Below are 23,059 nucleotides of genomic sequence, written 5' to 3' on the forward strand. Positions count from 1 at the left end.
TAATGAGCCGCAGGCGGTCATTTTTCCATTCGCAATAGAGCTAAATCTTCGCACTTTTTCGGCAAAAATAAAAAGACGAGCCCGTTGAACGGCCCGCCCCTTTTTTAACCTCTGCCTTGATCTTACATCGCACCTTCATCCGCCGAAGGCCCGTAGATCGACGGCACGGGGATGTCGTTGAGCCGCAGATAGACCGAGAGTTGGCCGCGGTGGTGGATGATGTGGTTGAGGACGAAGGTTCGCATGACCGCGACCTTTGGCATGGTCATGTAGACCTGTTCTCCGTTTCGCATGGTCCAGTCGGTGAACATCGTTTCGTCGGACGTGCTGCCGAGGATCTCTTTCGCTTTTTCGATGTGTTTGTCGAAGAATGCGAGAAGTTCCTCTGTAGTTTTGGGTTCGAACGGCGTCATATCGGCGGTCGCAAAATCCAGTTCGTCCTGCGTCAATGTTTCCTTGGTCCAGCCGAACATCTCGGCACAATGGACGGCCAGGCGGCCCATTGACATCGATTTTTCATGCGGCTGCCAGTGATATTTGTCGAGCGGCACCCGCTCGAGACACGCCCGTGTCGTTTTTGCCTCATTATCCAACTCTGCCAAAAAAGCGGTCGCCAGACGTCCCGGACCCGCTGCTGCACTTGAACTCATAGTTATAGATCTCCTTAATTGAATTTGATGTAGATAGACATGATAGCAGGTTGTGTCATAAATGCAACATGAAACATGTAAAAATCGTTTTATTTTTAACAGGGATGGACAGGATAAACAGGATAGGAGATGTTCTAAATCCTATTCATCCTGAATATTCCATAATTGAATAAGTTGGTGTCACAGTTAAACAGATGAAGAAGATAGACAGGGTTTGCAACTTTCTGAATCCTGTTTACCCTCTTCATCCCTGTCTGAATAATCAAAGCGATCTCAAGAGATTTTTTGCGATCACGATCCGCTGGATCTCGCTGGTGCCTTCGCCGATGGTGCAGAGTTTTGAGTCGCGCCAGAATTTTTCTGCTGGGTAATCTTTTGTGTAGCCGTAGCCGCCGTGGATCTGGACGCCTTCTTCGGCGACGCGGACGGCGGTTTCTGAGGCGTAAAGCTTTGCCATTGCGGACTTTTGCGTGACCGGCTTTTTCGCGTCTTTGGTCGCGGCGGCTTGCAGCGTCAGCAGACGTGCACATTCGATCTGGGTTGCCATATCCGCGAGTTTGAACTGGATCGCCTGAAAATCCGCGATCGGTTTGCCGAACTGCTGGCGTTCCTTGGCGTATTTGACCGCCGCCTCGTACGCACCCTGAGCGATGCCGACCGACAGAGCCGCGATCGAAATGCGGCCGCCGTCAAGGATCTGCATCGCCTGCAGAAACCCCTCGCCCTCGACGCCGAGCAGGTTTTCTTCGGGTACGAAGCAATCCTCAAACACGACCGACGCCGTCTCAGAAGCACGCATTCCGACCTTGTTCTCCTTCTTATCGCCCTTGAAACCGTCCATCGATTTATCAAATATGAACGCCGAAATGCCGCGATTTCCTTTCTCTTTGTCGGTCACCGCGACGGCAACAAGCGTGTTGCAGGCGAGGGCGTGGGTGATGAAATTCTTCGAGCCGTTGACCTTCCAGCCACTGTCCTGCTTGACGGCATAGGTTCGCGTTCCCGACGCGTCCGAGCCCGCCTGAGATTCCGTCAAACCCCAAGCTCCAAAGCTCTCGCCGGTGACAAGCGGGACGAGGTATTTCTGTTTCTGAGCTTCGTTCGCGAACATGTAGATGTGATTCGAGCAAAGCGAATTATGAGCAGCGACCGATAACCCAACGCTGCCGCAGACGCGGCCGAGTTCCTCGATGATCGTCGCGTATTCGACATATCCCATCCCGGCACCGCCGTATTCTTCAGGAAAAAGAATCCCCATCAGCCCAAGCTCAGCCAGCTTCGGCCGCAATTCCTCAGGAAAGTGCTGAGCCTCGTCCCATTCCATCACATGCGGCTTTATCTCACTCTCGGCAAATTCGCGGATGCTGTATTTTATTTGTAATTGCTCTTCGGATAATTCAAAGTTCATAAATGTGTGTATAACAATCAATTATGTTCGCATAATCGGGGATTTGGACGCAAATTTTTGATGCGGTTTGAAACGTCTTTGAAACGGGCGGCATCAAAAGCTTGATAAGAAATCCAAATCGGCGTAACCTTACGGCAGAAATTTCAGATTATAGGAGAGTAAAATGCCCACAGTTTTGTTCAGATCCATCGTTTTTCTGATTCTGATGGCAGCGACTTTCCTCGGCGTAAGATCTCAAGGTTCGGAACCGGTAAGCGGGTTGATCATGGAAATCAAGGTGGCAGACTCAGATCCTATTATCAAATTTCCGCTTCGAAAGGATCAGCCGACAGGGTTCTGGTCTCCGAGAGTTACTCGAATTCAGGGATGGCAGCCTTCACCAGGAAAGCCCATGGCTGAAGCTGTTAGTTTTCGTGCAATCCTAGTAGGCGAAAAAATCCATTTCAAGGTACTTATGAAGCCGAAAACTTCAGAGACCGACGAACAAGAGATATGCGATCACGTCTTGGCGATTGGTGAAACTATCGAGGTTAAAGAGCTGAGGGATTACGGTTATGAGCCGATTACGGCGAGAGTCCGCAAAGTGGGACTGCTCCCCGCTGGATCTCTGTCCGTTGAAAATTGGACCAATGCAATCCGTACAACGGTTGACTCAACGATTCCAAAATTTGGAGAAATTTCGATTCACCTCACAAATGTGTCCAAAAAGCCGGTTATTGCAGTCTCGTGTTACGTTCATCAGGCTGGATATGCGTTACTTTATCCCTTTCCACTTGGCAAACAAGGCAGGGTTCTCTTGGAGCCCAATGGCGCGCACGATTTTGAAATAGCTCTGGAATCTCTCGATGGTATGTATGGTGGGGTGACTTTAGTGGTCCGTACGGTGATTTTTGCCGATGGAACGCACGAGGGAAACGCGGGGCCATCTGCGTTGCTCGGATTCCAGCAGGAAGGGGAACGAATGGCTCTTGAGCGGTTGCTTCCGATTTTACGCGGGCTAGAAGAGCTGGACTCTATCGACATCCTGGCCACAGTTGCCAAGATTGACGGTATGCTTGAGAAGCTAACGAACGAAAATGTTAGCGTTATGAGCTCCTACAATAATCTGGTGCGAGAGACCGGTGTCCATTTTCGAAAAATTGAGTCTTCAGAATCGGCGACGGTACTACAGTATGTAGCCGAACTGGCTGCGGATTATCAACAATGGTTGGAGCGGCTGAGGCGGGCTAAACGATGAATTCCAATATTCTGACGTCCGATGGGGAGATAACGGATCTCCTTCGGAAAACAAAAACTATTGCCGTGCTCGGCATCAAGCCCGAGTCGCACGCCGGGCAGCCCGCTCATTATGTCGCAAAATACATGGCTGACGCGGGTTACGAGATCATTCCGGTGCCGGTCTATTATCCGGATGTGACCGAGATCCTCGGCAAAACGGTTTACCGCGACCTGACGCAGGTGCCGGGCGATATCGATATGCTGAACGTTTTTCGTCGGTCGGAGGATATCTCGAAACACACAATGGAGATCCTTGCGAAGAAACCCAAATCAGTGTGGTTCCAGCTCGGCATTCGCAACGACGAGGTCGCGGAGCGGTTTGCTGAAGCCGGGATCAAGGTCGTGCAAGATCTATGCTTGATGGTGGAGCATCGGGCGTTGATGCGGTGATTATCTACGAAACGCGGGCTTCTTCGGAGCTACCTTGCCCATCAGGATATCGTATTCTTCCTTGGTCAAAGATCGGCTCATGCCTGGTTTTAAGTATGGATCGCGAACGGTTCCGATGGCGACGCGTTTAAGTTTTACTACTGAGTGGCCGACGGAGTCGAACATTTTGCGGATCTGCTGATTGTGGCCTTCGTAAAGGATGACCTCGTACCATCCGTTTTTTTCGGTTGGTTTTAGATCTTTGATCTCGGCGGGAGCGGTTTTGAAACCGTCCTCTAACAGCACGCCGCGGCGGAGTTTGTTGATAGCGACGGGCGTGGGCAGACCTTTGACCTTAACCTCGTAAACCTTTGGGATCGTCTTCGAATTCGCGACATGATTGGTGAATTCGCCGTCATTTGTCAGGATGATCAGGCCGTCCGTGTTGTAATCGAGGCGGCCAACGGGATGCAGGCGGCCGTAGCCTTTGACGAGGTCGACGACGAGCTTGCGGCCTTCGGGGTCAGCGGCGCTTGAGAGATAGCCTTTGGGTTTGTTGACGAGAATGTAAACGTTCTCGCGGTTTTGGAGCTTGGAGTTGATGAGCTTGCCGCGGACCTTGATGTGGTCTTTTTCCGGGTCGGCTTTGGTTCCTAGCTCGGTCACGATCTCGCCATTGACCGACACATCACCCGCTTTTATAAGTTCTTCAGAAGCCCGCCGCGACGCGATACCGGCCTGAGCTATTAATTTTTGTAATCTTTCCTGCATGCGAACCTGCGATTGTACAGCATTTGCAGTGATTCAGCGAATCGTCTAAAAATACGGGTTCGCGAGAATGCTTTCCATCGTCCCGTGCGGCATGTCGTCGAGCGTGTTTACAAAATCGCGCATCAGGCGAAAGCTGTTCGGGATGTACTCGTCAGGGATGTCGCTAGCACGGTCGACGAAAACCTTCATCTGACGAGCCGCGACGACGGCGGCGACGTGCGTTTTTGCCATCAGTTGATCGTGTGAATCAGGCGTGAACGCCGCCCCGCTAGGATCGGTGCGTTTGATGGTCGAGACTTGCGAAAATGTATCGAGAAATTCGCGTTCTGCGTCGGCAAACGCACTGTCTTTCGCTACCCCATATGTAAGGATTGAATTTCGCTTCTCCGCCGGAGTCCTCGCTCCGAAAAGCGGATGGATCGACGTAACGTTCGGCGTGTATCGCAGAACTGCCTCGGTGCTCGGCTTCTGAACACTGCAAACATTGATCAAATGCCGGTCGCGATGGCCGGACGCGAGGCTGTCATAGGCCGAAATAGGAACAGCGAGAATAACGCTGTCCGCCGATTTGTCGATCTCGAAGATCGGGCCGAGCAGTTCGTGAAGAAAAGTTCCGAAGGAGCCTTCGCCTATTATTTGAAGTTTCATGGTTAATTTAATATTAGCCTAGATTCCAGTCTTGCATAGGCCCCGCAACGGAAGAAGGTGACCGAATGATCTTGTTCAGTTTCTTAATGAGCCTTGTGACCTCAAGCTTGTCGTCGCCGATCGGTATCGCTACATAGATCTTTGTTCTGTTAATCAAGATTACCTCGGCAAAATATTTCGTCTTGAACCGTCGTTTAGGCTTCTGAGATTTGATTTTTTCGATTTGGTGAAAGAAGTATCGATCCGTTCTTCTCCCATAGATTTGGTAGCGCGTAAGGTCAACGAATCGGGCATTAGGGTTGATGATCACTTCGTTAACGTCCGGATAGATAACAGCCTTGATACTGTCATGGAACCAAATAGACGCACAGATCAGAACCATTAGAACTATAAAGTGAAATATGCTTTTAAGATCCTCTGGATTAGCGCCGGTTTGCAAAAGGTTCGTAACGAGCAGAGTAGTATTGAGTAAGTTTACCACTATAACTAAACCACCAAGTATCCACTTCCGCACCGGAATCTGGCGTAAATGAATTTGCTCGCTAGCTTCAGATGCTGACATTATGCCTATTGCACCAAATCCTCAAAATCCTCGATGCTCGGCAATTCCGACAGATCTTTCAATCCGAACTGCATCAGAAACTCTTTCGAAGTTCCGTACATCATTGGGCGGCCGACGGCTTCTTTGCGGCCTTTGGCGATGATGAGGCGTTTGTCGAGGAGGGTTTTTATTGCCGATGCTGACTGGACGCCGCGGATCTCGAGGATCTCGGGAACTGTCACGGGCTGTTTGTAGGCGATGACGGCGAGCGTTTCGAGCGAGGCGAGCGAGAGTTTTGCCGAAGGACGGGTGCGCAGGAATTGGCGAACTTCCTCGTGAAATTCCGTCCGTGTCGCGAGCTGCCAGCCGCCGGCGATCGCTCTGACCTGCAGGCCGCTGCCGCGTTCTTCGTATTCGCGTCCCAATTCCTCGGCCGCCGCGTCGATACTTTCTTTTTCTTCGCCCAAAACCTCGGCCAGCAGCTTCGAAGTCACGGGTTCGTCCGCAACGAAAATCAACGCCTCGACGAGAGCCATAAGCTCGGCAGGCGTGCGTGCAGGTTTGGAAATTTCCTCGATCTTTTCGGTCATAGGCGGAATTTAACAGGATAGACAGGATGGGCAGGATTATCAATTTACCAGATGCAAAAGCCCGAGCGCGAGCAAGCGCGAATCGTCCAACTTGAATGTTTCGCCCTTGCTTACGCGCGGGCTTGTGCATCAGCTATTACTCGAACGACGGGCCAAGTTCTGCGGTTTCTGTCGCTTTCTTCAAGATAATATCGCCAAAGGTCTTTCGCTGGACCAATTTCACGCCGACCGTCCGCACGATCTCAAGCACCGCGACAAATGCCGTCACAAGCTCTCGTTTTGAGTGCATCTCCTCGAAAAACACGAGCAGATTGATCTCGCCGTCTTTGAAAATCCGATCCCTCAACGTTTTGATCATGTCCGAGAGCGATATCTCTTCGCGCTCGATCTCCATTTTGATCTCATCCACGTGGCGGGCGACGATCTTTTGGAAAACGGTCAGGATGTCAAAAACGGTGGCGTTGACCTCGGCGTTGTTGTCGTCGGACTCGATCGGACCGCGGGTGAAGATCGCCTGTTCGATGGTCGAACGTTCGTAAAGCATTCCGGCGGCGGATTTGAATTTTTCGTATTCGAGCAGCCGGTCGACGAGCTCTTTTCGCGGATCTTCGAACTCTTCTTCCTCGGTAAGCGTCGGATCGCGGGGCAGCAGCATCTTCGATTTGATCTCGATCAAGGTTGCCGCCATTACCAGGAAATCAGCGGCGACGGCGATGTCGAGCTTTTTCATCAGCCGTATGTATTCGAGATATTTCTGCGTGATGCGGGCGATCGGGATGTCAAAAATATTCGCCTGTTCCTGCTTGATCAGAAACAAAAGCAGGTCGAGCGGCCCGGCAAAATCGCCGAGCTTTATCTTCAGATCCTCAGACGAACCGCCCAATATCTGGGCCTTTTCGTTATGAAAATCAAAACTGAACTGTTCGACCGTTTGCTCCATGAATAGAGCATTCTAGCGTAAAGCGGACGTTACATAAAGGAACGCCTGCCGAAGATAGTTACCACAGAAATGCCGATGCATCATTTTGCATCCAGATCGAACTGCTGCTTTTTTCGGCCGGCGGAGCGATCGAGGACACGGTCGGGCCGCACGTCGTGGTGTTATTCGGTATATTCCCCAAGATCATTTGACGAATGATGGTGACATCGCCCGCATCGATCTGGCCATTTCCGCAAGGCAGATTAACGTCGGATCGCTGAAATTGATTCGGCGTGGTCACTGGTGTCGCGGTTCCAAGAATAAACTGCCTGATCACGCTAACGTCATTAGCTAATATCAACCCATCGCCCGCGGGGCCGCCATTGCCGTCCACAATATCTCCCTCGATACCCATCGGGGGTGGAAGTCCTGCGTCATCGTTTAGGATGAGGCCCGTTCCTGTCGCCCGGGCGATCGTCCCAAAGCTAACGTTTGAAATAGTTATTGTGAACGTTTCATCGGTTTCCGGTGTCGTATCCGGATTTACAAGCACTGTCACTTGTTTAACCGTTTCGTCAGGAGCAAACGTTACTGTTCCATTTACGATCGCTGAGTAATCGCCGGGTGCGATCGCAGTACCATTTGCTGTCGAAAAAGTGACCACCGACCAGGACTGAGCGACCGGAATGGACCGCGTGATCAGGAAATTGAACTCAGTCTGGCCAATACCTTGCCCCTCCGGCCCTTCAACATCGTTTATCGAGAAAGATGGGGTCGGAAACGGAGTTGGCGTCGGTGTTGGAGTTGGAGTTGGCGTAGGCGTCGGAGTTGGAGTCGGCGCCGGAGTCGGAGTCGGAGTCGGCGTTGGAGTCGGCGTTGGAGTTGGTCTTGGAGTCGGAGTGGCAGTCGGAGTCGGCGTTGGAGTCGGCGTCGGCGTCGGCGTCGGAGTTGGCATCGGAGTTGGCGTCGGTGTTGGAGTTGGAGTTGGCGTAGGCGTCGGCGTCGGAGTTGGAGTCGGCGCCGGAGTCGGAGTCGGAGTCGGAGTCGGAGTCGGAGTCGGGGTTGGAGTCGGAGTCGGAGTCGGAGTTGGAGTCGGAGTTGGAGTTGGAGTCGGCGTCGGAGTTGGAGTTGGAGTTGGAGTCGGCGTTGGAGTTGGAGTTGGGCCGCCGGCTGCGTTAACGGCGGCTAGGGCGTCGATGCGTCCGTATCCAAACGAGTTATTCGGGACTTGCGTCGATGGAATGCCGCCGCAGGTTTGGGCGGCGACGCTTACCGATGGATTCGCGGTGTTTTGGAGCAGAGCTTTTGTCGCTGCAATATCACGGACGAGCGCCGGACGGGCTGACCATAAAAGAGCGACCACGCCGGCAACGTGCGGGCCTGCCATCGAGGTTCCGCTGAGATTTGCGAATGTTGTATCGCCGCCATTCGTTGCCGATCTGACGTTCACACCAGGTGCCGAGATATTCGGTTTCAGTAAATTCGGAGTGTAATAGGTGCTCGGGCCGCGGCTGCTGAAGCTCGCCATGGAATTATTGATATCAAAAGCTCCGACCGAGAATGATGCTTCATAGATCGCGGCGGGCGTGCTTACACTCGAACAACTCGGCCCGGAATTTCCGGCAGAAACCGCGACGAAAATTCCGGCGGCTTGAGTATTGTTGACGATGGTTTCAAGCTCCGCTCGCGTTGTACAGCCTTCGCTTGCCGGGCAGCTCCATGAATTGTTCAGGACGTGCGGCCGAAGCGCCGGATTTGGGTTGTTCCCGGCGAGGTCGGTCGGGGCGATCATGAATTGGAAGCACTCCGCATATGTTGCCGGCGTTCCGTCGCCGACGTTCATGTTTCGGCAACCGATCCATTTTGCCCCGGGAGCTACACCGACCTGATTGCCCGAGCCGTCATCGCCGACGATTGTTCCGACTGTATGCGTACCATGGCCGTCGTCGTCGCATGGTGCCGTAGTATTCGCACCACAGATGCCGCCGCCCGCGTGTACCGAGTCGTGCCAGTTGTAATTGTGGTCAGCGGTCGTTCCGTTCCAGCCGCGATATTTTGATTTGAGTACGTTGTGTGTCCAGCGAATTCCAGTGTCGAGCCCGCCGATGACGATGCCCTGCCCGGTGAATCCCATCGTCCAGACCGATGGAGCATTGACGTTGGTCACGCCCCATTCGATCGCTTCGGGTGTCTCGGGACGCGAAGTTGTCGTAGCAAATTTAGCTACATTTGGATCCTCTATCCATCTTGTTGGACGGTTCGAATCGATGTGAGCAACATCCGGACGTGCAGCTATTTTTTGAACAAGGGCGGCGTCGGCGGTCGTCACTATCATGTTCGCCGCCCAGTAAGACTGGTATTTTCGCCCGTCGTTATCGAGGAGATTCCTAAGGCTCGCCTGAGTTCGGTCGGCCACGCTGGTCAGGGTTCGGTAAACGAACCAACCGCGTTCGTCCTGATCAGTTATCGAATATGCTTTGCTCACATCGGCTTGTTCCGCGAGCAGAATGACGATCGGAGTTGATTTACCTTCCGCTGTATCTCTACGAACATCAGGCGAGATCTTGTTTTCCTGACTAATACCGAACGTCGGGATCGCGGGGGAGGTGATGTCGAAAACTGAAAGAAACGTCGTTGCTCTAGTATTAACGCGCGCTTCGCTAACAGGAGAGAGGATCACCCATCCCGCGACCAGAATGAGTAAAACCGCTGCAAATAAAACACCTCGTCCGCGAGAAAATGATCTTGACATGTAAATCTCCTGAAAAATCGCTAATTCAAGTTTATTTACCCGTCGCTCTACGTGTCAATGTTTTCTCAGGCGTCGTTAGTGAAAAGCTCCGGCTAAAACAATTGGCCTATAGCTTGTGAAAGGTCGTCGATCAACACATCCGCCTCTTCCAACCCGATATAAAACCTGATCATACTGACCTGCGGATCGTCGGCTGGGACAAATGCGCATTTTGGCATTATCAGTGATTCGTGGCCGCCCCAGGAGACGGCGATGAGGAAGTATTGGAGCGATTCGCAGAAACGTTTAATGGCGGCGACATCTCTTGTTTTTAACGCGATCGCGAACATTCCCATCGGCATTTTCATCTGCCTTTTTGCTAGTTCGTATTGCGGGCTGTCTTCGTTGAACGGATACCAGATCCGTTCAACTTTTTCGGAATTGCGCAGGTATTCCAGGATCTTCAGAGTGCTTTCGGACGACTGCTTTAACCTGATCGGCAGCGTTCGCAGGCTGCGGAGCATCAGCCATGCGTTTTGCGGGGCGAGGATATTGCCGAAGGTCATGAATTCGTTGTGGAAGATCTGCGTTATTTTCTCCTCAGAACCGCAGATCGCTCCGGCAACGACGTCGCTGTGGCCGTTGTAATATTTGGTCGCGGAGTAGATGACGAGGTCGATTCCCAGATCGATCGGCCGTTGACAGAGAGCGGTGCAGTAGCTGTTGTCGATGACGGTCGTGATGCCTTTTTGTTTTGCAAAGCTGGCGATCGCCGCGAGATCCTGAAGGTCGAAGGTCCACGAATTCGGCGATTCGAGGTAGATGAGTTTTGTGTTCTCGGTGCAGGCGTTCTCGAAATTCTGGATGTCGGTACCGTCGACAAACGTCGTCTCGACCCTAAATCGCGGCAGGATCTTTGTCATTAGGTGGGCGGCCCAAGTGTAGGGGTTTCGTACCGAGATAATTTGGTCACCCGCATTTACCTGCGACATCACGGCGTTTGTGATCGCCGCGGCACCGCTGCCGACCATCAGGCAATCTTCGGCACCCTCGAGAGCCGCCATTTTCTTGGCGAGCATGTTTACGGTTGGATTATTACCGCGAGTGTAGATGTGCTCGTTCTTTTCGTTCGTGATCGCGTGGACGAACTCATCGACTGTTGGGTACGCAAAATTGCTCGTCTGAATGATCGGCGGAGCGACTGCATGGAAATAATTCTCGCGGTCCTCGGCTAGCTGGTTGATGATGAATGATTCGTTCATGCTGCTAAGTCGGTTTGGGTCTTACGAAATATCAGGAAGAAAATGCATCCCAAAGCGAGGAATATCAGACCGGCAATGGCCTCCATCGGTTTTTCGTAAAGCGTGTTGAAGATGATAAAGCCCGTCATCGCCAGGAAAACCAGAGCCAGAAAGCTGCCGAGCACGTTCTGAGATTTGATCAGAAAGAAAAAGCTGAGTGCCGTCAGGAAGAAGAAAATTTCGTCGACGAATACGACAAAAGTGATCAGGTTTGAGAATGTTTTCCAGAAAATCAGCAGGACGATCGTCCATGCGGATTGAAACACGATAGCCCAGACCGGCGTGCCATATTTGGTGTGGATCTCGGCGAATTTCTTAAAGAATAGCTTGTCGTCCGCCATGGCGAAATATATTCGCGGAGCCGTCAAAATGTAAATACCTATCGTTCCGACGACCGAGACGATGATCAGGAAAGAGACGAATTTGCCGCCGAGGCCCCAGATCGTGTTGATCGCATCCGAAGCGACGCTTTTCGACGCGGCGATCTGTTCGATCGGAAGAAATCTGAGGTAAGCGACGTTTATCGTCAGATACGCGAGGCAAACGATCAGAATGCCGATCACCAACGCTTTCGGAACGATCTTTGCGGCGTTTTTGACTTCCGCGGCGACGAATGTCGCGTGCTGGTAACCGCCGAATGAGAAGGTAACGCCGATCAGAGCGAGGCCGAATGCCGATATCAGAGAGAGGTTATTGGCTACGGGGGCGTAGCTCGTGTTCAGGTAACTTACGTGCTGATTCGTTCCGAAAAACAGGCCGAGAAAGACAACGAACAGAATTCCGAGGAGCTTCGCGGATGTAAATATACTTGCAAATAAATTGCCAAATTTTACGCCAAAAACGTTCATCACGGTCAGCACAACTATTGTCAGGACTGCGATGATCAGCTGAGCGTTGTCGGACAGCGGAATGAACGAACTTAGATATGACGTAAAGACGAGACTGAGAGCCGCGAGCGAGCCGGTATTGATAACCAGCAGCATCGACCAGCCGAAGAGGAACGCGGGCAGCTTGCCGTAAGCCTCTTTCAGAAACACATAAAAGCCGCCGACCTGCGGGAATTGGCCCGAGATCTTGGCAAAGGTCAGTGCCCCGCACAGAGCGATTATGCCTCCGAGAGCCCAGACCATGAGCATTAAGCCTTCAGCCGGAAGATAACCCGCGATCTCGGAAGGTGTACGGAAGATACCGGAACCAATACTCGACCCGATCGCGATCATCGTCAGGCCGTACAGGCCGATCTCTTTTTTGTTGAGTTCTTCCATTGTCAGAGGTGCAGAAGCCCGCGCGTGAGCAAGGGCGAATCGCTCAAATTGGAGTTTTGGCCCTTGCTTACGCGCCGGCTTTTGCCAAACTTACGCCGCGTGCCGCTTCAGATCCTCGAGGCTCACGACGGTCAACGCTTGAGCGTGCGTTGCTTCCAAATACACACGAGGTGCCATTCCGGCTTCGAGAGCTTCGCGCCAGCGGAGCATACATAGGCACCATTTATCGCCTGCTTTTAGGCCCGGAAACGCGTACTGCGGCATTGGCGTGGACAGGTCGTTCCCTACCGCTTTTGAGAATGCTAAAAACTCATCTGTCGCCTCGATACAGACCGTATGACGGCCCGTGTCGTCAGCGCCGGTGCGGCAATACCCGTCGCGGTAAAATCCCGTCATCGGGTCGGTGCAGCAACTCTGAAGTTCGGTGCCAAGGACGTTCTTTGGTTTAGGTGCGTGGCCGTTGCCGTTTCCGTTGGTATAGCTCATTGTTCGAATATTAGCAAAGGGCGAGCAGGATGCTCACCCTCCAGTCTTATTTCTTGGCCGTTGGTGCCGGGATCTTTTCGATCGTATTTCCGCCGACCGGTTCGGTAATCGTCGGACGGCGGCCGTTCACGTATTTTGAGTATTTGACCGAGTTGTCGCTGCCGTTCAGAACGAAAGCCAGAGACGCTTCCGCAGTTATCTGATTACGATCGCCGTTCGCAACGATCTGGCTGCAGCCGCCTTTGATATTGAGGACATTATCATCGCCGTTGATCATTACGCGGTCGAATTTTGAACAGATGGCGGACTTTTTCTCTTTGTAGCCCAGGACCGTGATCGTGCTGCCCTCCATCGAAACATCGACCGCGATTGAATCCGCAGGATCGGGCGTGATTTCAGGCGAAGGCGGAGCAAACGTCGGCGTCGGCGAACCGCTGAATTTCTCCATCTCTTCCTTAGCCGTACCGCTCCGAACATCGCACGACGTCAAGATCCCGACAACCGCGGCCAAAACACAGATCGTTATGAAATTTCTCATTATCATTTGCCGATCAACTCCAAAGCCTTCTCGATGGGCCTAGCCAAAACCGCCTTGTCGCCAACCTCCACGATCGGCCGTTGGATAATGGAAGGATATCTCACCATCGCCGCGATCACTTCCGCGTCGCTCGAATCTTTGTCGATCTCAGCCAGCTTGAAATCAGGTTCCGCTCGGCGAAGGACGTCGAACGGTTTCATGCCGGCTTTCTTGAGCAATGCGGTCAGCTTTTGTTCGTCGAACGGTTCGATGAAATAGTTGACCTTGGTCCAGTCAATGCCGTGTTCGGCAAACAGCTTGTTCAGCTTTCGGCAGGTGGTGCAGGTTGGTTTTTCGTAAACTGTTATTTTGGTTGCCATTGATCACCTCAAACCCACTTTCTGATATACATCCCGCAGTGTGGCAGTTGCTATGTCATTTGCCTTTTCAGCACCGGCCTTAAGTATCGAACCAAGAGCCGCATCGTCAAAATTCCTTATCCGTTCCTGAAACGGCCTGAGGAATTCTACCGTTACCTCGGCGAGTTCGCCCTTGAACTGGCCGTATCCTTTGCCTTCAAAATGTGCGACGCATTCCTCGGCGGTTTTGCCGGTTAGGAGCTGGTAGATCGTGAGCAGATTCCTGATCGCCGGGCGTTCGGGGTCGAAATTGATCTCGGTTCCGGAGTCGGTGACGGCGCGTTTGATCTTCTTGGTGATCACATCGGCGTCATCGAGAAGAAAGATCGAACCGTTGAGGTTCTCGTCCGATTTGGACATTTTTTTCCCCGGGTCCTGAAGGGACGCGATATTTGCGCCGACCGGCGGAATGAACGGCTCGGGAATTTTGAAAGTCTCGCCAAAATCGCGGTTAAACCGTTCTGCCAGATCACGGGTCAGTTCGAGATGCTGTTTCTGGTCCTGTCCGACCGGGACGAGGTCCGTTTGATAGAGTAGGATGTCGGATGCCATCAAGACCGGATAGGTGAAAAGACCGACACCCGCACCGGAATTTCCTTTGCCTTTGTCCTTGAATTGCGTCATGCGCTCCAGCTCACCCATTCGTGAAATGCAAGACAAAATCCACGTAAGCTCAGCGTGAGCAGCCACGTCTGACTGGATGAAGACCGTAGCTTTTTCCGCGTCTACGCCTGCCGCGAGATAGATGCGGGCGAGGTCGAGTGTTTTCTTACGCAAGAGCTTTGGGTCCTGCGGCAACGTGATCGCGTGGAGGTTGACGATGCAGTAGAGGCTCTCGTACTCATCCTGCAACGCTACCCAATTTTTCAGAGCGCCAAGATAGTTGCCGATATGCAGCTCGCCTGTCGGCTGAGCTCCGCTGAAAATTCGTTTCTTCATAAAACTAGAACCAGGGAGTCACCAAAAGATAATTCACAAAGGTGAAGACCGGACGCATTATGAGGCCGATCACTCCCATATAAATAAGCAGCATCAAGATCAAAAAGCCGTATTGTTCGAGCATTTGGAACACAGGCTGAAAGCTCTCGGGCAAAAATGTTGAGAGTACTTTGCTGCCGTCGAGGGGCGGAAATGGGAGAAGGTTAAATATCGCAAGCGAAATATTCAGCATTATAAGGTACTGAAAAAGGATCAGAACCGGCTTTAGCACACCGGAACCAACATTGCCGGCGTTGATGACCCCAAATTCAAGGAGCGATTTAAAGACGATGAAACTCGTGAGCGCAATTATCAAATTTGCGCCGATCCCGGCGATCGAAACCATCACGTTTGCCTGCTTGAACTTCGCCCATTTCCGTGGATTTACCGGAGTTGGTTTTCCCCAACCGAGCAGCGGAACACTCGCTAATGCACCGCCGAGGGCACCCAAAATAAAGCTGAGTATAGGGATCAGGAGCGTTCCGACCGGGTCAGTGTGGACAACCGGGTTAAGGCTGACACGCCCAAGCATGTAGGCCGTGTCATCGCCGTACTTGTACGACATCCATGCGTGTCCCGCCTCGTGGGCAGAGATTGCCAGGAGCAGGACCACCATATAGATGATCAGGTGGCTGAGTAAATTGACCAGATCGATATCGCCCATAATTTCTTTCCGAAGATACTGCCTTTCGGTACTCGCAGTGAGTAGTTTTTAATTGTCTTAACCACTAAATTGTGCCATCCTTTTAGTTCAAAATAAAATCGTTATCAGGAAAACAGACGGCTGCGATAAGTCATAAGAGTATCAGTTTATGCAAAAACATATTGCGATCATCGCGAGCGATTTCAAGGGGTCGGAATTTGTTGAGGAATGTCATACTGCGGGATGGCACGTTACGCTTGTTACGCGTAAAAAGCTGCTCGACAGCGCGTGGCCGTGGACGGCGATCAATGACGCAAAAACGGTGGATGATGATGCCGGGGTCATGGATTACGTGCGGGCGGTCACGAATCTCGCCGGTTCGCGGCCGATCCATAAGGTGGTCGGGCTCGATGAGTTTGATGTTCTGACCGCGGCAATGACCCGAGAGCACCTTAACCTGCCGGGAATAAGCCGCTCTTACGCATTGCGTTTTCGCGACAAATTGACGATGCGCTCCATCGCACATAACGCGGGAATACCGTGCCCGGAGTTTGTTGGAGCGTTCAATGCTGAGCAGATCCACAATTTTCTAACAACGGTTCCGGCTCCCTGGATCGTTAAGCCTCGCAATGAGGTTTCGGCCTTCGGAATACGTAAGTGCGAGACCGCCGATGAGGCATGGGGAGTTTTAACGGATCTCGATAACCGCAACAACTGGCGCGATCATCCGTCGCAATTCCTGATCGAACGCTTTATTGAGGGCAAGGTCTTTCACGTAGATTCCGTTGTTGCCGACGGCAAGGTCGTAGCCTGCGGCGTCAGTCAATACGGGACGACACCATTCAAGGTTTCGCATCACGGCGGCGTGTTTACGTCGTCGATCGTTCCATACCGGTCGAAGGAAAGGAAACAGCTTGAGGTAATGAACCGGGCTTTGCTGATGGCGTTCGAATACGACCGCGGCGTAGCTCATGCGGAATTTCTTCAGTGCGAGAAAACCGGCGAATTCTATCTTCTCGAGGTCGCATGCCGTGTTGGCGGGGCTTATATTGCCAACGTTCTCGAATACGCCTGCAACTTCAATCTCTGGCGCGAATGGGCAAAACTCGAGATCGCGACGGACGAAAACCCGTACAAGCTGCCAAAATTGCGAAAGGAATTTGCCGGCATAACTCTCGCTCTCGCCAATTCTGAAGAGCCTGACACCTCAGCCTATGTGGACGACGAGATCGTCTACACGATCAAGAAGCCTCGTCATGTCGGCTTCATTTTCCAGTCGAAAAAACAGGAACGGATCGACGAATTACTGAGTGTCTATTCGCAGCGGATAACCGATGATTTCCTTACGATCGCTCCGGTCAAGGAGCGGCATGATGATTAAGCTGCCGTCGCCCGCCGACAGCTACAGCGGACCACCGAGTATTCTCGAGCACGATCTAAATAAGCATTTTCCTGAGCTTCTGAAGTTTGAGTCGACCGCCGAAATGGCGGCGTCGGAGCTTTATCAGCAGATCCGGCCTGACGTTGAACGGATAATGAACGCGGTCGTTGTCGAACATCTGGCAGAAAAAGCCGATGCCTCGAAACTTAAGGACCCGATCCGGGCCCTTGCCTGGAACATCGAGCGCGGGATCCGATTTGACGGTATCGTTGAAGCTCTAAAGAACCACGAAGGATTGAAAGACAAAGATCTGCTTCTTCTTACAGAGCTTGATTACGGAATGGCACGGAGCGGGAACCGGTTCGTTGCTCAGGAGATCGCACGGGAACTTGGGTTAAATTACGCCTTCGCACCGGTGTATATTCCTTTGCAAAAGGGCAGCGGTGTCGAATCGGATATGGCTGGTGAGAATACCGTTTCGATCCACGGCCTGGCGATGCTCTCGCGATTTCCGATGAAGAATGTTCATGCCGTTCCGCTGCCGAACGGTAAGGACAAGATGTGGGGCAAGGAGAAGCGGATCGGCTACCTTCGGGCTTTGGTTGCGGATATCGAGCATCCGGCTGGCGATTTTCGAGCGGTTACCGTGCATCTCGATGCTCACTGTTCGCGGGCTCATCGGCGAATGCAGATCAAGCTTATTCTCGATCATATCGAAACCCTTTCGCCGCTGCCGACGATCATCGGCGGTGACTGGAACACCACAACTTTTAATTCCCAAAGCTCGACGCGGGCGATCATGGGCTATTGGCGGCGAGTTCTCATGGGGCCACGGAATGTCGCGAAGAACCACCTTCCTAACCCGGAACGATATTTTGAACGCAATTTGTTCAAAGACCTGGAACGCCGCGGCTACGATTATCGATCTTTAAATGAGATCGGCGTGGGGACGCTGCATTATTATGTCGGCAGCATCGAAAAGAACACTAACCTGCGCGACTGGGTTCCTGAGTGGTGTTTCCCGTTCATCTTCTGGGCTGCCGGGCGAGTCGGCGGCGTGGTCCACGGCCGGCTTGATTGGTTTACGGGAAAGGGTATGTGCATTGCTCCGGGGACAAAGCCCCGGACGATCGGTGGTCTGATCGATGCTGAAGACCGGCCGCTCTCTGATCACGACGCTATTAGCGTTGACCTGGTGCGTTCGACTGACACGTAGCCGTTTTTGTGCCATAATTTATGTTATGGAAGTAGCCTTTTGCCAGACACTCAGTTTTAATGCCGACACTTTTGAATACGAAGCCGCCGCTTCGGAAAACGGGAACGCGACCGTCATTAAATTCGCTGTTGACGAAAAAACGGTCAGCCCCGGTGACGTCGTGGTTGTCGTTAACGGAGAGGGAGAGATCAGCTTTCACGGCCTTATCGGCAAGATCGAAGACGGCCACGCTTACGCATCAGACCCGAGAGGCTCACTATTGCCCGCGGGCGTTCAGTAGGCTTGCACTTTTTCTGATTTCCTTTTATTTTTTATTTGAAAACGTGGGGATGTAGCTCAGTTTGGCAGAGCGCTGCGTTCGCAATGCAGAGGTCGGGAGTTCGATCCTCCTCGTCTCCACCAAAAACATTCAAAAAAGAGGCTGCCGGGGAACGGACGGCCTTTTTTTGCGCCCGAAAAAGTGCATTTTGTAGCGCCCCCAATTTTTGCCGTCTAGTTGCGTACGAAATTTGTGTTCTAAAAGTGTGAATCGATTCACATTTAAAGAAAACCCACTGTTTACGGGACGAAAGGTCGCAAGACGGGTAGATTGGTCGAGTGTATCCGCCGTTTTGTAAGGCGAAAACGGCTTGATTGGTAGAGCTATTTGGCAGATAGGTCGAATGGTTTTGGGGAGTTTTGAGTTTGAACAATTCGGGCGGTGACACCCGCGTTATTCTCGTTTAGTTTTTCGACGAGTTCAGAATTTCCGAGGTCTGAGGATCTTAGCGCTACGGCCAATTCCCATAGCTGATTCAACTCGATCATTCGCCGCGTCACCGCTTCTTCTGACATATCAACTTTCATTCCCTCGTCCTCGCAAAAATTCGAGATCTATCAGGTCTTTCGGCCGCCTTGCGCGTTCCTTCATCTCTATCATACCTTCAGTGTCAACTACCCGATATTCGCCATTATTCCACTTCACGAGCCTCCGGCCGGTCCAGGCCTTTTCGTATACCTCTGTCGCAAGGATCATGTCGAGAGTAATGAGCGTTTTGGTTTCGGCATCAATCTTGGAAATACGCCTTATTAGTGTTTTCCCACCGTCGAAATTGAGCGGCAATCCTTCGATATCGAATCCAAGTTCGATCGCTGTGGTTTTTACTCTTTCAAGATCCTCAGCGAGTATCAAGATATCGATATCCGTGGTGGCACGCAGGAAGCCGTGAATAGCCATTGCCCAACCGCCGCAGACGGCATAGTCGATTTTCTGCTCATTTAGAGCGTTGACGATACCAATAAATTCTTCGAGCAGTGACGCCATGTGTGGCTAATATCTTAAGATCTCTTACTATCGAACGACAAGCTAACCAAGGCGTGCTCAACTACTAGCGTTTCTTCTTAACAGCTTTCGGTTCCGGTTCATCGACAGGAACATCTTTCAATATCCTCCCGACCGGATAGATCCCGACCTTTTGATCTAGGAAATACGGCGACCGTTCGTAAAAGAACCTGAGCCTTGCTTGCGAGCTTCTTGCAAATGAGGGTTCCAACAAATTGCGGTCGAATTCTTCCTGGAGTTTTGGATCTTTTTCGAGCATTTCGCGGGCTAGTTTTTCGAGGATGTAGGCTTCGCCGTATTCTTTTTGTTCGAAGATAGCATTAAAAAAGCCCCAAGAGACGAACGAATCTGGCCCGCCCGGCTCGAGAAGATGGATCGCTACCGCGGCGGCTTCCTGGTCGAGCGGAACAATGATCGAGCCGGCGAGGTATGTTCGCGTTTCTTTGTACGGAGTTTGTTTTGCGGCCAGCGTGACGCGGTTTTCGAATGAAGTTGGCGACCATTTTGGCTCGGTCAGCTTATAGCTTTCGACCTCTAGCACCAGCGCCTTCTTCAGGCGGTCAAATTTGAGCCCGTGAGCGGTGATGACGTCGATTACGTCCTTGTATTGCGGCGGAATGATGTAGGCGAGCGGCGGAGCGGCCGAGGCAGTTACTTTGCCCTCGTCAAATTTTGGGATCGTGATATTGAGCGGGGCGGTGCCGTAGACGATGCGTTTGGTGTTGGAGATCGTGCTGTCTTCGAGTTTGTATTCGGTGCCCTTGAAATTGATCTGCGTTGCCTTGTCCGTAACACCTAGCTTGAGCGGGAACTGGCGTTTGTCGTCATATGTTTTGCCGCGTTCGACGGTTTGTGTGTCGGCGGTGACGTTGGCGATGAAAAGGCTCGATCTCGCTTTCCCGGCTTCCTCGACGGTGTATCGCAAGATGTCGTAAGTGCCGCGGACACGCGATCTATAAGGCTTATAAACGTGCGTTTCGATCAATAATCCGGCACGGTTTCTGAGCGGCGTGTAACCTGTCGCGTATCGCGGCGTGGCGATGAATGTCGCGACACCGCTGGTCACTTCGCGGCCGGCGAACTCGACGTAGTGCGTCATCAGATTGCCTTCTTTCTCGACCTTCGGTACTACGTTCCCGTCAAAATGCTCGTCCATCCAGGCCTTTATCGACGGCGACGATTCCTGAAAATGAGCGTATTCGTAGGTCAGGTTGTATTGGAATTCGGCGCCGTCGGTGACGTGGCAATCGATGAAAAGATCGGGCTTCCATTGGTTCCAGAGCTTGAGCCACGCACGTGTTTCGGGGGCGTCGGCCTTCATGTAATCGCGGTTGAGGTTAAGATTGGTGGCGTTCGCCCGAAAGCCCATTTCCTCGGGGCCGTTCTGATTTATCCGGAGAAAGGCATTGAAATTCTCGTGGCCATCGACGTTGTAGATGGGGATAAAGAGAATGATCGCGTCCTTGAGCAGATCGATGCGTGTTTTGGTGATAGCGATATCGCGAAGCAAAGCGAGGCCCGCGTCCTTTCCGTCGATCTCGCCGGCGTGGATACCTGCCTGGATAAAGATGATCGGGCGGCGCGTTCTCTTCGCCCATTTCGGTGAAAATGCGTTGTCTCTCGCCGCGATCAGAAGCGGAATATCGCGGCCTTCACCGCTCTTGCCGAGGGACTGATAGGTGATCAGGTTCGATGCTTTATCGAGCCGCTTGGCGAACGCTATCGTTTCGTCGTATCGCCAAGTTTGTTTGTAATCAGTCGATTCCGCCTTGGTTTGCCACTCGGGCGGGATATTTCCGTGGTCGCTTTGAGCCATCATCGATGAGGCTGCACAAAGCGAGAGGACGAGGACGACAAGTCTAAGAGCAAAAAAAGAGCCATGAGAAACCGCACGTTCAAACATGGCTCGATTATACAGTCGAATCGGTTAAAGTTATTTCTCCAAGCTCAAATACAGAAAAATACCGCGTTCGCCACGACTGGGGCCGACGCCGAGTGGAACGCCGATCCCGGGCACGATCTGCAGGCCGCTCTTCATATTCCACGCCCAGCGGATGGCGGGATTGATGAGCAGGCTGTATTCGGATTCGGTGCGGTTACGGCCGATGACCTTTTCGTTGTAATTCCAAACCGTTTCGACGAGGACGTTGAAGTTCGTTTTGGCGAGAAAAACCGTACTCTGGCCAAGGTTGAAACCCTTGGTGTTCGCTTTTTCACCGGTAACGCTTCGGGCTTTCGGGATGAAAGTCGTTCCGGCGTTCCAGTGAGTGACGAATTTCTTTGAATGGGTGACTGAAACCGGAAGATTGAATTGAAATCCTAACGCCCCGCTGCCGGTTTCGCGGCGATAGCTGCCGGTCGGCAGGATTAGCGAAAAACGCGGTGCGACAGCGACCTTGTCCTCTTCCTTGAGCCCGGCCATCTGATAGCGATAATTGACGTAAGTATCGCCAAATCTGGTCGTGCCGTCGTTCCGATTTACGTTGATCGTATAGCTGAACTGATGCTGCTGCTTCTTGATCGGCATTTCGTTGGTGAAGCTGTAGGCGAAATTGCCGCCGCGTTCGCGGTGAAAGGTTTGGATGTATTGGATCACGCCTTTTTCCTGGTTATAGGCTTCTTCCAGGAGAAAGCTGTTGTCCTCGATAGGCTTCTGGGCACAGACAACGAGTGCCCCCAAAAGAAGGGTGAATGCTATTCGAATTGTTTTCATTACCTGATATTTTCCTACGAGCGGGTCTTGCTCGTCAATTTTGGCGTTTGCGTTTGATGTTTTGGACGTAGCCAGGAATTTCGGCATCGGTTCGCATTCGATTGTCAGCTATCGGGATCCCGGGTTCGAGGGACATTGGCAGAACGCCGGCCCAGATGTCGAGATCGTAATCTTCTTCATCATCGACAGGCGGGCCGGTGCGGATCTTTGCCGAAGCTTCTACTATTGGAAGCCTGAGAACGCTGGTGGCCTTAAGTTCCTGCTTTGTTGGCGGACGGACATCGTTCCAGCGATCTGCGATGATGTGTTCCGAGATCGCGAATAGAGCGTTGTTTTTCTCTTCATCGTTTGTAACGAGCTCTGCCTTTCCGAGGATGACGACCGAGCGGTAGTTCATCGAGTGATGAAACGCCGACCGTGCGAGGACAAGCCCGTCGAGGATCGTCACAGTCACGCAAACATCCACGCCGCCGCTCAGATCTCTGAGCATCCGGCTCGCAGCCGAACCATGGATATAAAGGTGCTCGCCAACGCGGCCGTAACCCGTGGGAATAACATACGGCTGCCCGTCCACAGCGAAACCGACGTGGCAGATAAACGCTTCGTCGAGGATCGCGTTAATTGTGTCTCGCTCATAGTTTCCGCGTTTTGGGATGCGTTTTACTCGGGTTCTCTGGGTCTTCTCTATCGGCTTGCTCATAGTCTTAAATGTTAGCGCGAGGAGGAAGAATTTCTCGAGGAGCCGCGAAAAAACTCTCACTCAGCGTGATGAAATTTTAGCTGAGCCGATCCATCTACTTCGGCGAAGCTCGAAGTGTCCTACTCTCAACAGTTGCGAAGAGCAGGCGAAATCCATATACACGGCACACCGATTGCGCGCGTAATAGATGATTATGTCACTTGATTTCTATCAA

25 protein-coding genes and 1 tRNA gene are annotated in these 23,059 nt (G+C 52.2%); 6 read left to right on the forward strand and 20 right to left on the reverse strand.

The window, feature by feature from the left end; genetic code table 11:
* Positions 1–122 precede the first annotated feature (122 nt).
* Together IPG22_14730 and IPG22_14735 are read right to left on the reverse strand one after the other, a co-directional pair.
* Positions 123–650 (reverse strand): DUF664 domain-containing protein, encoded by a 528-nt coding sequence (locus IPG22_14730; protein MBK6589543.1) that lies wholly within the window; start codon positions 648–650, stop codon positions 123–125.
* A gap of 262 nt (positions 651–912) precedes the next feature.
* Entirely contained in the window at positions 913–2,058 is a 1,146-nt protein-coding gene (locus IPG22_14735; protein MBK6589544.1) for an acyl-CoA dehydrogenase family protein, read from the reverse strand.
* A gap of 163 nt (positions 2,059–2,221) precedes the next feature.
* Here IPG22_14735 and IPG22_14740 point away from each other — a divergent pair, with 163 nt between their 5' ends.
* Both IPG22_14740 and IPG22_14745 read left to right on the forward strand, forming a co-directional pair.
* Positions 2,222–3,295 carry a hypothetical protein gene (locus tag IPG22_14740; GenBank protein MBK6589545.1) on the forward strand — a complete coding sequence of 358 codons (1,074 nt, stop codon included), beginning with the start codon at positions 2,222–2,224 and terminating at the stop codon, positions 3,293–3,295.
* On the forward strand, positions 3,292–3,726 hold the full coding sequence (locus IPG22_14745; GenBank protein ID MBK6589546.1) for a CoA-binding protein: 435 nt from the start codon (positions 3,292–3,294) through the stop codon (positions 3,724–3,726). Before IPG22_14740 ends, IPG22_14745 begins: the two co-directional genes overlap by 4 nt.
* Here IPG22_14745 and IPG22_14750 read toward each other — a convergent pair whose 3' ends face one another.
* The 13 genes from IPG22_14750 to IPG22_14810 form a co-directional block, all read right to left on the reverse strand.
* The gene (locus IPG22_14750) at positions 3,727–4,476 is read right to left on the reverse strand and encodes an rRNA pseudouridine synthase (protein MBK6589547.1); all 750 of its coding nucleotides are present in this window, start codon (positions 4,474–4,476) and stop codon (positions 3,727–3,729) included.
* A 45-nt stretch (positions 4,477–4,521) separates the two neighbouring features.
* Positions 4,522–5,124 carry a hypothetical protein gene (locus IPG22_14755; protein MBK6589548.1) on the reverse strand — a complete coding sequence of 201 codons (603 nt, stop codon included), beginning with the start codon at positions 5,122–5,124 and terminating at the stop codon, positions 4,522–4,524.
* A gap of 13 nt (positions 5,125–5,137) precedes the next feature.
* The gene (locus IPG22_14760; GenBank protein MBK6589549.1) at positions 5,138–5,686 is read right to left on the reverse strand and encodes a hypothetical protein; all 549 of its coding nucleotides are present in this window, start codon (positions 5,684–5,686) and stop codon (positions 5,138–5,140) included.
* Between the two features lie 5 nt (positions 5,687–5,691).
* On the reverse strand, positions 5,692–6,255 hold the full coding sequence (gene scpB, locus IPG22_14765) for an SMC-Scp complex subunit ScpB (GenBank protein ID MBK6589550.1): 564 nt from the start codon (positions 6,253–6,255) through the stop codon (positions 5,692–5,694).
* A gap of 136 nt (positions 6,256–6,391) precedes the next feature.
* The gene (locus IPG22_14770; protein MBK6589551.1) at positions 6,392–7,195 is read right to left on the reverse strand and encodes a segregation/condensation protein A; all 804 of its coding nucleotides are present in this window, start codon (positions 7,193–7,195) and stop codon (positions 6,392–6,394) included.
* Between the two features lie 58 nt (positions 7,196–7,253).
* Positions 7,254–9,926: a S8 family serine peptidase gene (locus IPG22_14775; protein MBK6589552.1), complete on the reverse strand. Its 2,673-nt coding sequence runs from the start codon at positions 9,924–9,926 to the stop codon at positions 7,254–7,256.
* A gap of 92 nt (positions 9,927–10,018) precedes the next feature.
* On the reverse strand, positions 10,019–11,167 hold the full coding sequence (locus IPG22_14780) for an aminotransferase class I/II-fold pyridoxal phosphate-dependent enzyme (GenBank protein ID MBK6589553.1): 1,149 nt from the start codon (positions 11,165–11,167) through the stop codon (positions 10,019–10,021).
* The gene (locus IPG22_14785) at positions 11,164–12,471 is read right to left on the reverse strand and encodes an amino acid permease (protein MBK6589554.1); all 1,308 of its coding nucleotides are present in this window, start codon (positions 12,469–12,471) and stop codon (positions 11,164–11,166) included. Before IPG22_14785 ends, IPG22_14780 begins: the two co-directional genes overlap by 4 nt.
* Before the next feature lie 90 nt (positions 12,472–12,561).
* Positions 12,562–12,957, reverse strand: coding sequence for a DUF2237 domain-containing protein (locus IPG22_14790; GenBank protein ID MBK6589555.1), 396 nt, complete (start codon positions 12,955–12,957; stop codon positions 12,562–12,564).
* A gap of 46 nt (positions 12,958–13,003) precedes the next feature.
* Complete coding sequence (locus tag IPG22_14795; GenBank protein ID MBK6589556.1) at positions 13,004–13,495, reverse strand: DUF3060 domain-containing protein; 492 nt, start codon at positions 13,493–13,495, stop codon at positions 13,004–13,006.
* 2 nt (positions 13,496–13,497) lie between these two features.
* Positions 13,498–13,854 carry an arsenate reductase gene (locus tag IPG22_14800; GenBank protein ID MBK6589557.1) on the reverse strand — a complete coding sequence of 119 codons (357 nt, stop codon included), beginning with the start codon at positions 13,852–13,854 and terminating at the stop codon, positions 13,498–13,500.
* 3 nt (positions 13,855–13,857) lie between these two features.
* On the reverse strand, positions 13,858–14,832 hold the full coding sequence (gene trpS / locus IPG22_14805; GenBank protein ID MBK6589558.1) for a tryptophan--tRNA ligase: 975 nt from the start codon (positions 14,830–14,832) through the stop codon (positions 13,858–13,860).
* Between the two features lie 4 nt (positions 14,833–14,836).
* The gene (locus IPG22_14810; GenBank protein ID MBK6589559.1) at positions 14,837–15,535 is read right to left on the reverse strand and encodes a site-2 protease family protein; all 699 of its coding nucleotides are present in this window, start codon (positions 15,533–15,535) and stop codon (positions 14,837–14,839) included.
* A gap of 148 nt (positions 15,536–15,683) precedes the next feature.
* Between IPG22_14810 and IPG22_14815 the strand changes: the two genes are divergently transcribed.
* From IPG22_14815 to IPG22_14830, 4 genes are all read left to right on the forward strand, one after another.
* Positions 15,684–16,895, forward strand: coding sequence for an ATP-grasp domain-containing protein (locus IPG22_14815; protein MBK6589560.1), 1,212 nt, complete (start codon positions 15,684–15,686; stop codon positions 16,893–16,895).
* Positions 16,885–18,111 carry a hypothetical protein gene (locus tag IPG22_14820; GenBank protein ID MBK6589561.1) on the forward strand — a complete coding sequence of 409 codons (1,227 nt, stop codon included), beginning with the start codon at positions 16,885–16,887 and terminating at the stop codon, positions 18,109–18,111. Before IPG22_14815 ends, IPG22_14820 begins: the two co-directional genes overlap by 11 nt.
* 25 nt (positions 18,112–18,136) lie before the next feature.
* The gene (locus IPG22_14825; protein MBK6589562.1) at positions 18,137–18,391 is read left to right on the forward strand and encodes a hypothetical protein; all 255 of its coding nucleotides are present in this window, start codon (positions 18,137–18,139) and stop codon (positions 18,389–18,391) included.
* Positions 18,392–18,436: 45 nt separating this feature from the next.
* Positions 18,437–18,513 (forward strand) — tRNA-Ala (locus IPG22_14830).
* Positions 18,514–18,753: 240 nt separating this feature from the next.
* Here IPG22_14830 and IPG22_14835 read toward each other — a convergent pair.
* The 5 genes from IPG22_14835 to IPG22_14855 all read right to left on the reverse strand — a co-directional run bounded on the left by IPG22_14835 (position 18,754) and on the right by IPG22_14855 (position 22,845).
* Positions 18,754–18,957 carry a hypothetical protein gene (locus tag IPG22_14835; protein MBK6589563.1) on the reverse strand — a complete coding sequence of 68 codons (204 nt, stop codon included), beginning with the start codon at positions 18,955–18,957 and terminating at the stop codon, positions 18,754–18,756.
* On the reverse strand, positions 18,947–19,414 hold the full coding sequence (locus IPG22_14840) for a hypothetical protein (GenBank protein ID MBK6589564.1): 468 nt from the start codon (positions 19,412–19,414) through the stop codon (positions 18,947–18,949). Before IPG22_14840 ends, IPG22_14835 begins: the two co-directional genes overlap by 11 nt.
* Positions 19,415–19,478: 64 nt before the next feature.
* The gene (locus IPG22_14845) at positions 19,479–21,335 is read right to left on the reverse strand and encodes a peptidase M14 (protein ID MBK6589565.1); all 1,857 of its coding nucleotides are present in this window, start codon (positions 21,333–21,335) and stop codon (positions 19,479–19,481) included.
* Between the two features lie 30 nt (positions 21,336–21,365).
* Entirely contained in the window at positions 21,366–22,145 is a 780-nt protein-coding gene (locus IPG22_14850; protein ID MBK6589566.1) for a transporter, read from the reverse strand.
* A 34-nt stretch (positions 22,146–22,179) separates the two neighbouring features.
* On the reverse strand, positions 22,180–22,845 hold the full coding sequence (locus IPG22_14855; protein ID MBK6589567.1) for a pyridoxamine 5'-phosphate oxidase family protein: 666 nt from the start codon (positions 22,843–22,845) through the stop codon (positions 22,180–22,182).
* Positions 22,846–23,059 lie beyond the last annotated feature (214 nt).

Source organism: Acidobacteriota bacterium, from assembly GCA_016703965.1.
Taxonomy (GTDB): domain Bacteria; phylum Acidobacteriota; class Blastocatellia; order Pyrinomonadales; family Pyrinomonadaceae; genus OLB17.

Coding starts and splice junctions, on each gene's coding strand:
- IPG22_14770 (MBK6589551.1), bottom strand. CDS start 7,195: ATGGAGCAAACGGTCGAACAGTTCAGTTTTGATTTTCATAACGAAAAG.
- IPG22_14775 (MBK6589552.1), bottom strand. CDS start 9,926: ATGTCAAGATCATTTTCTCGCGGACGAGGTGTTTTATTTGCAGCGGTT.
- IPG22_14750 (MBK6589547.1), bottom strand. CDS start 4,476: ATGCAGGAAAGATTACAAAAATTAATAGCTCAGGCCGGTATCGCGTCG.
- IPG22_14730 (MBK6589543.1), bottom strand. CDS start 650: ATGAGTTCAAGTGCAGCAGCGGGTCCGGGACGTCTGGCGACCGCTTTT.
- IPG22_14760 (MBK6589549.1), bottom strand. CDS start 5,686: ATGTCAGCATCTGAAGCTAGCGAGCAAATTCATTTACGCCAGATTCCG.
- IPG22_14790 (MBK6589555.1), bottom strand. CDS start 12,957: ATGAGCTATACCAACGGAAACGGCAACGGCCACGCACCTAAACCAAAG.
- IPG22_14825 (MBK6589562.1), top strand. CDS start 18,137: ATGGAAGTAGCCTTTTGCCAGACACTCAGTTTTAATGCCGACACTTTT.
- IPG22_14840 (MBK6589564.1), bottom strand. CDS start 19,414: ATGGCGTCACTGCTCGAAGAATTTATTGGTATCGTCAACGCTCTAAAT.
- trpS (MBK6589558.1), bottom strand. CDS start 14,832: ATGAAGAAACGAATTTTCAGCGGAGCTCAGCCGACAGGCGAGCTGCAT.
- IPG22_14795 (MBK6589556.1), bottom strand. CDS start 13,495: ATGAGAAATTTCATAACGATCTGTGTTTTGGCCGCGGTTGTCGGGATC.
- IPG22_14745 (MBK6589546.1), top strand. CDS start 3,292: ATGAATTCCAATATTCTGACGTCCGATGGGGAGATAACGGATCTCCTT.
- IPG22_14780 (MBK6589553.1), bottom strand. CDS start 11,167: ATGAACGAATCATTCATCATCAACCAGCTAGCCGAGGACCGCGAGAAT.
- IPG22_14820 (MBK6589561.1), top strand. CDS start 16,885: ATGATGATTAAGCTGCCGTCGCCCGCCGACAGCTACAGCGGACCACCG.
- IPG22_14785 (MBK6589554.1), bottom strand. CDS start 12,471: ATGGAAGAACTCAACAAAAAAGAGATCGGCCTGTACGGCCTGACGATG.
- IPG22_14740 (MBK6589545.1), top strand. CDS start 2,222: ATGCCCACAGTTTTGTTCAGATCCATCGTTTTTCTGATTCTGATGGCA.
- IPG22_14810 (MBK6589559.1), bottom strand. CDS start 15,535: ATGGGCGATATCGATCTGGTCAATTTACTCAGCCACCTGATCATCTAT.
- IPG22_14800 (MBK6589557.1), bottom strand. CDS start 13,854: ATGGCAACCAAAATAACAGTTTACGAAAAACCAACCTGCACCACCTGC.
- IPG22_14845 (MBK6589565.1), bottom strand. CDS start 21,335: ATGTTTGAACGTGCGGTTTCTCATGGCTCTTTTTTTGCTCTTAGACTT.
- IPG22_14755 (MBK6589548.1), bottom strand. CDS start 5,124: ATGAAACTTCAAATAATAGGCGAAGGCTCCTTCGGAACTTTTCTTCAC.
- IPG22_14850 (MBK6589566.1), bottom strand. CDS start 22,145: ATGAAAACAATTCGAATAGCATTCACCCTTCTTTTGGGGGCACTCGTT.
- IPG22_14835 (MBK6589563.1), bottom strand. CDS start 18,957: ATGAAAGTTGATATGTCAGAAGAAGCGGTGACGCGGCGAATGATCGAG.
- IPG22_14815 (MBK6589560.1), top strand. CDS start 15,684: ATGCAAAAACATATTGCGATCATCGCGAGCGATTTCAAGGGGTCGGAA.
- scpB (MBK6589550.1), bottom strand. CDS start 6,255: ATGACCGAAAAGATCGAGGAAATTTCCAAACCTGCACGCACGCCTGCC.
- IPG22_14735 (MBK6589544.1), bottom strand. CDS start 2,058: ATGAACTTTGAATTATCCGAAGAGCAATTACAAATAAAATACAGCATC.
- IPG22_14855 (MBK6589567.1), bottom strand. CDS start 22,845: ATGAGCAAGCCGATAGAGAAGACCCAGAGAACCCGAGTAAAACGCATC.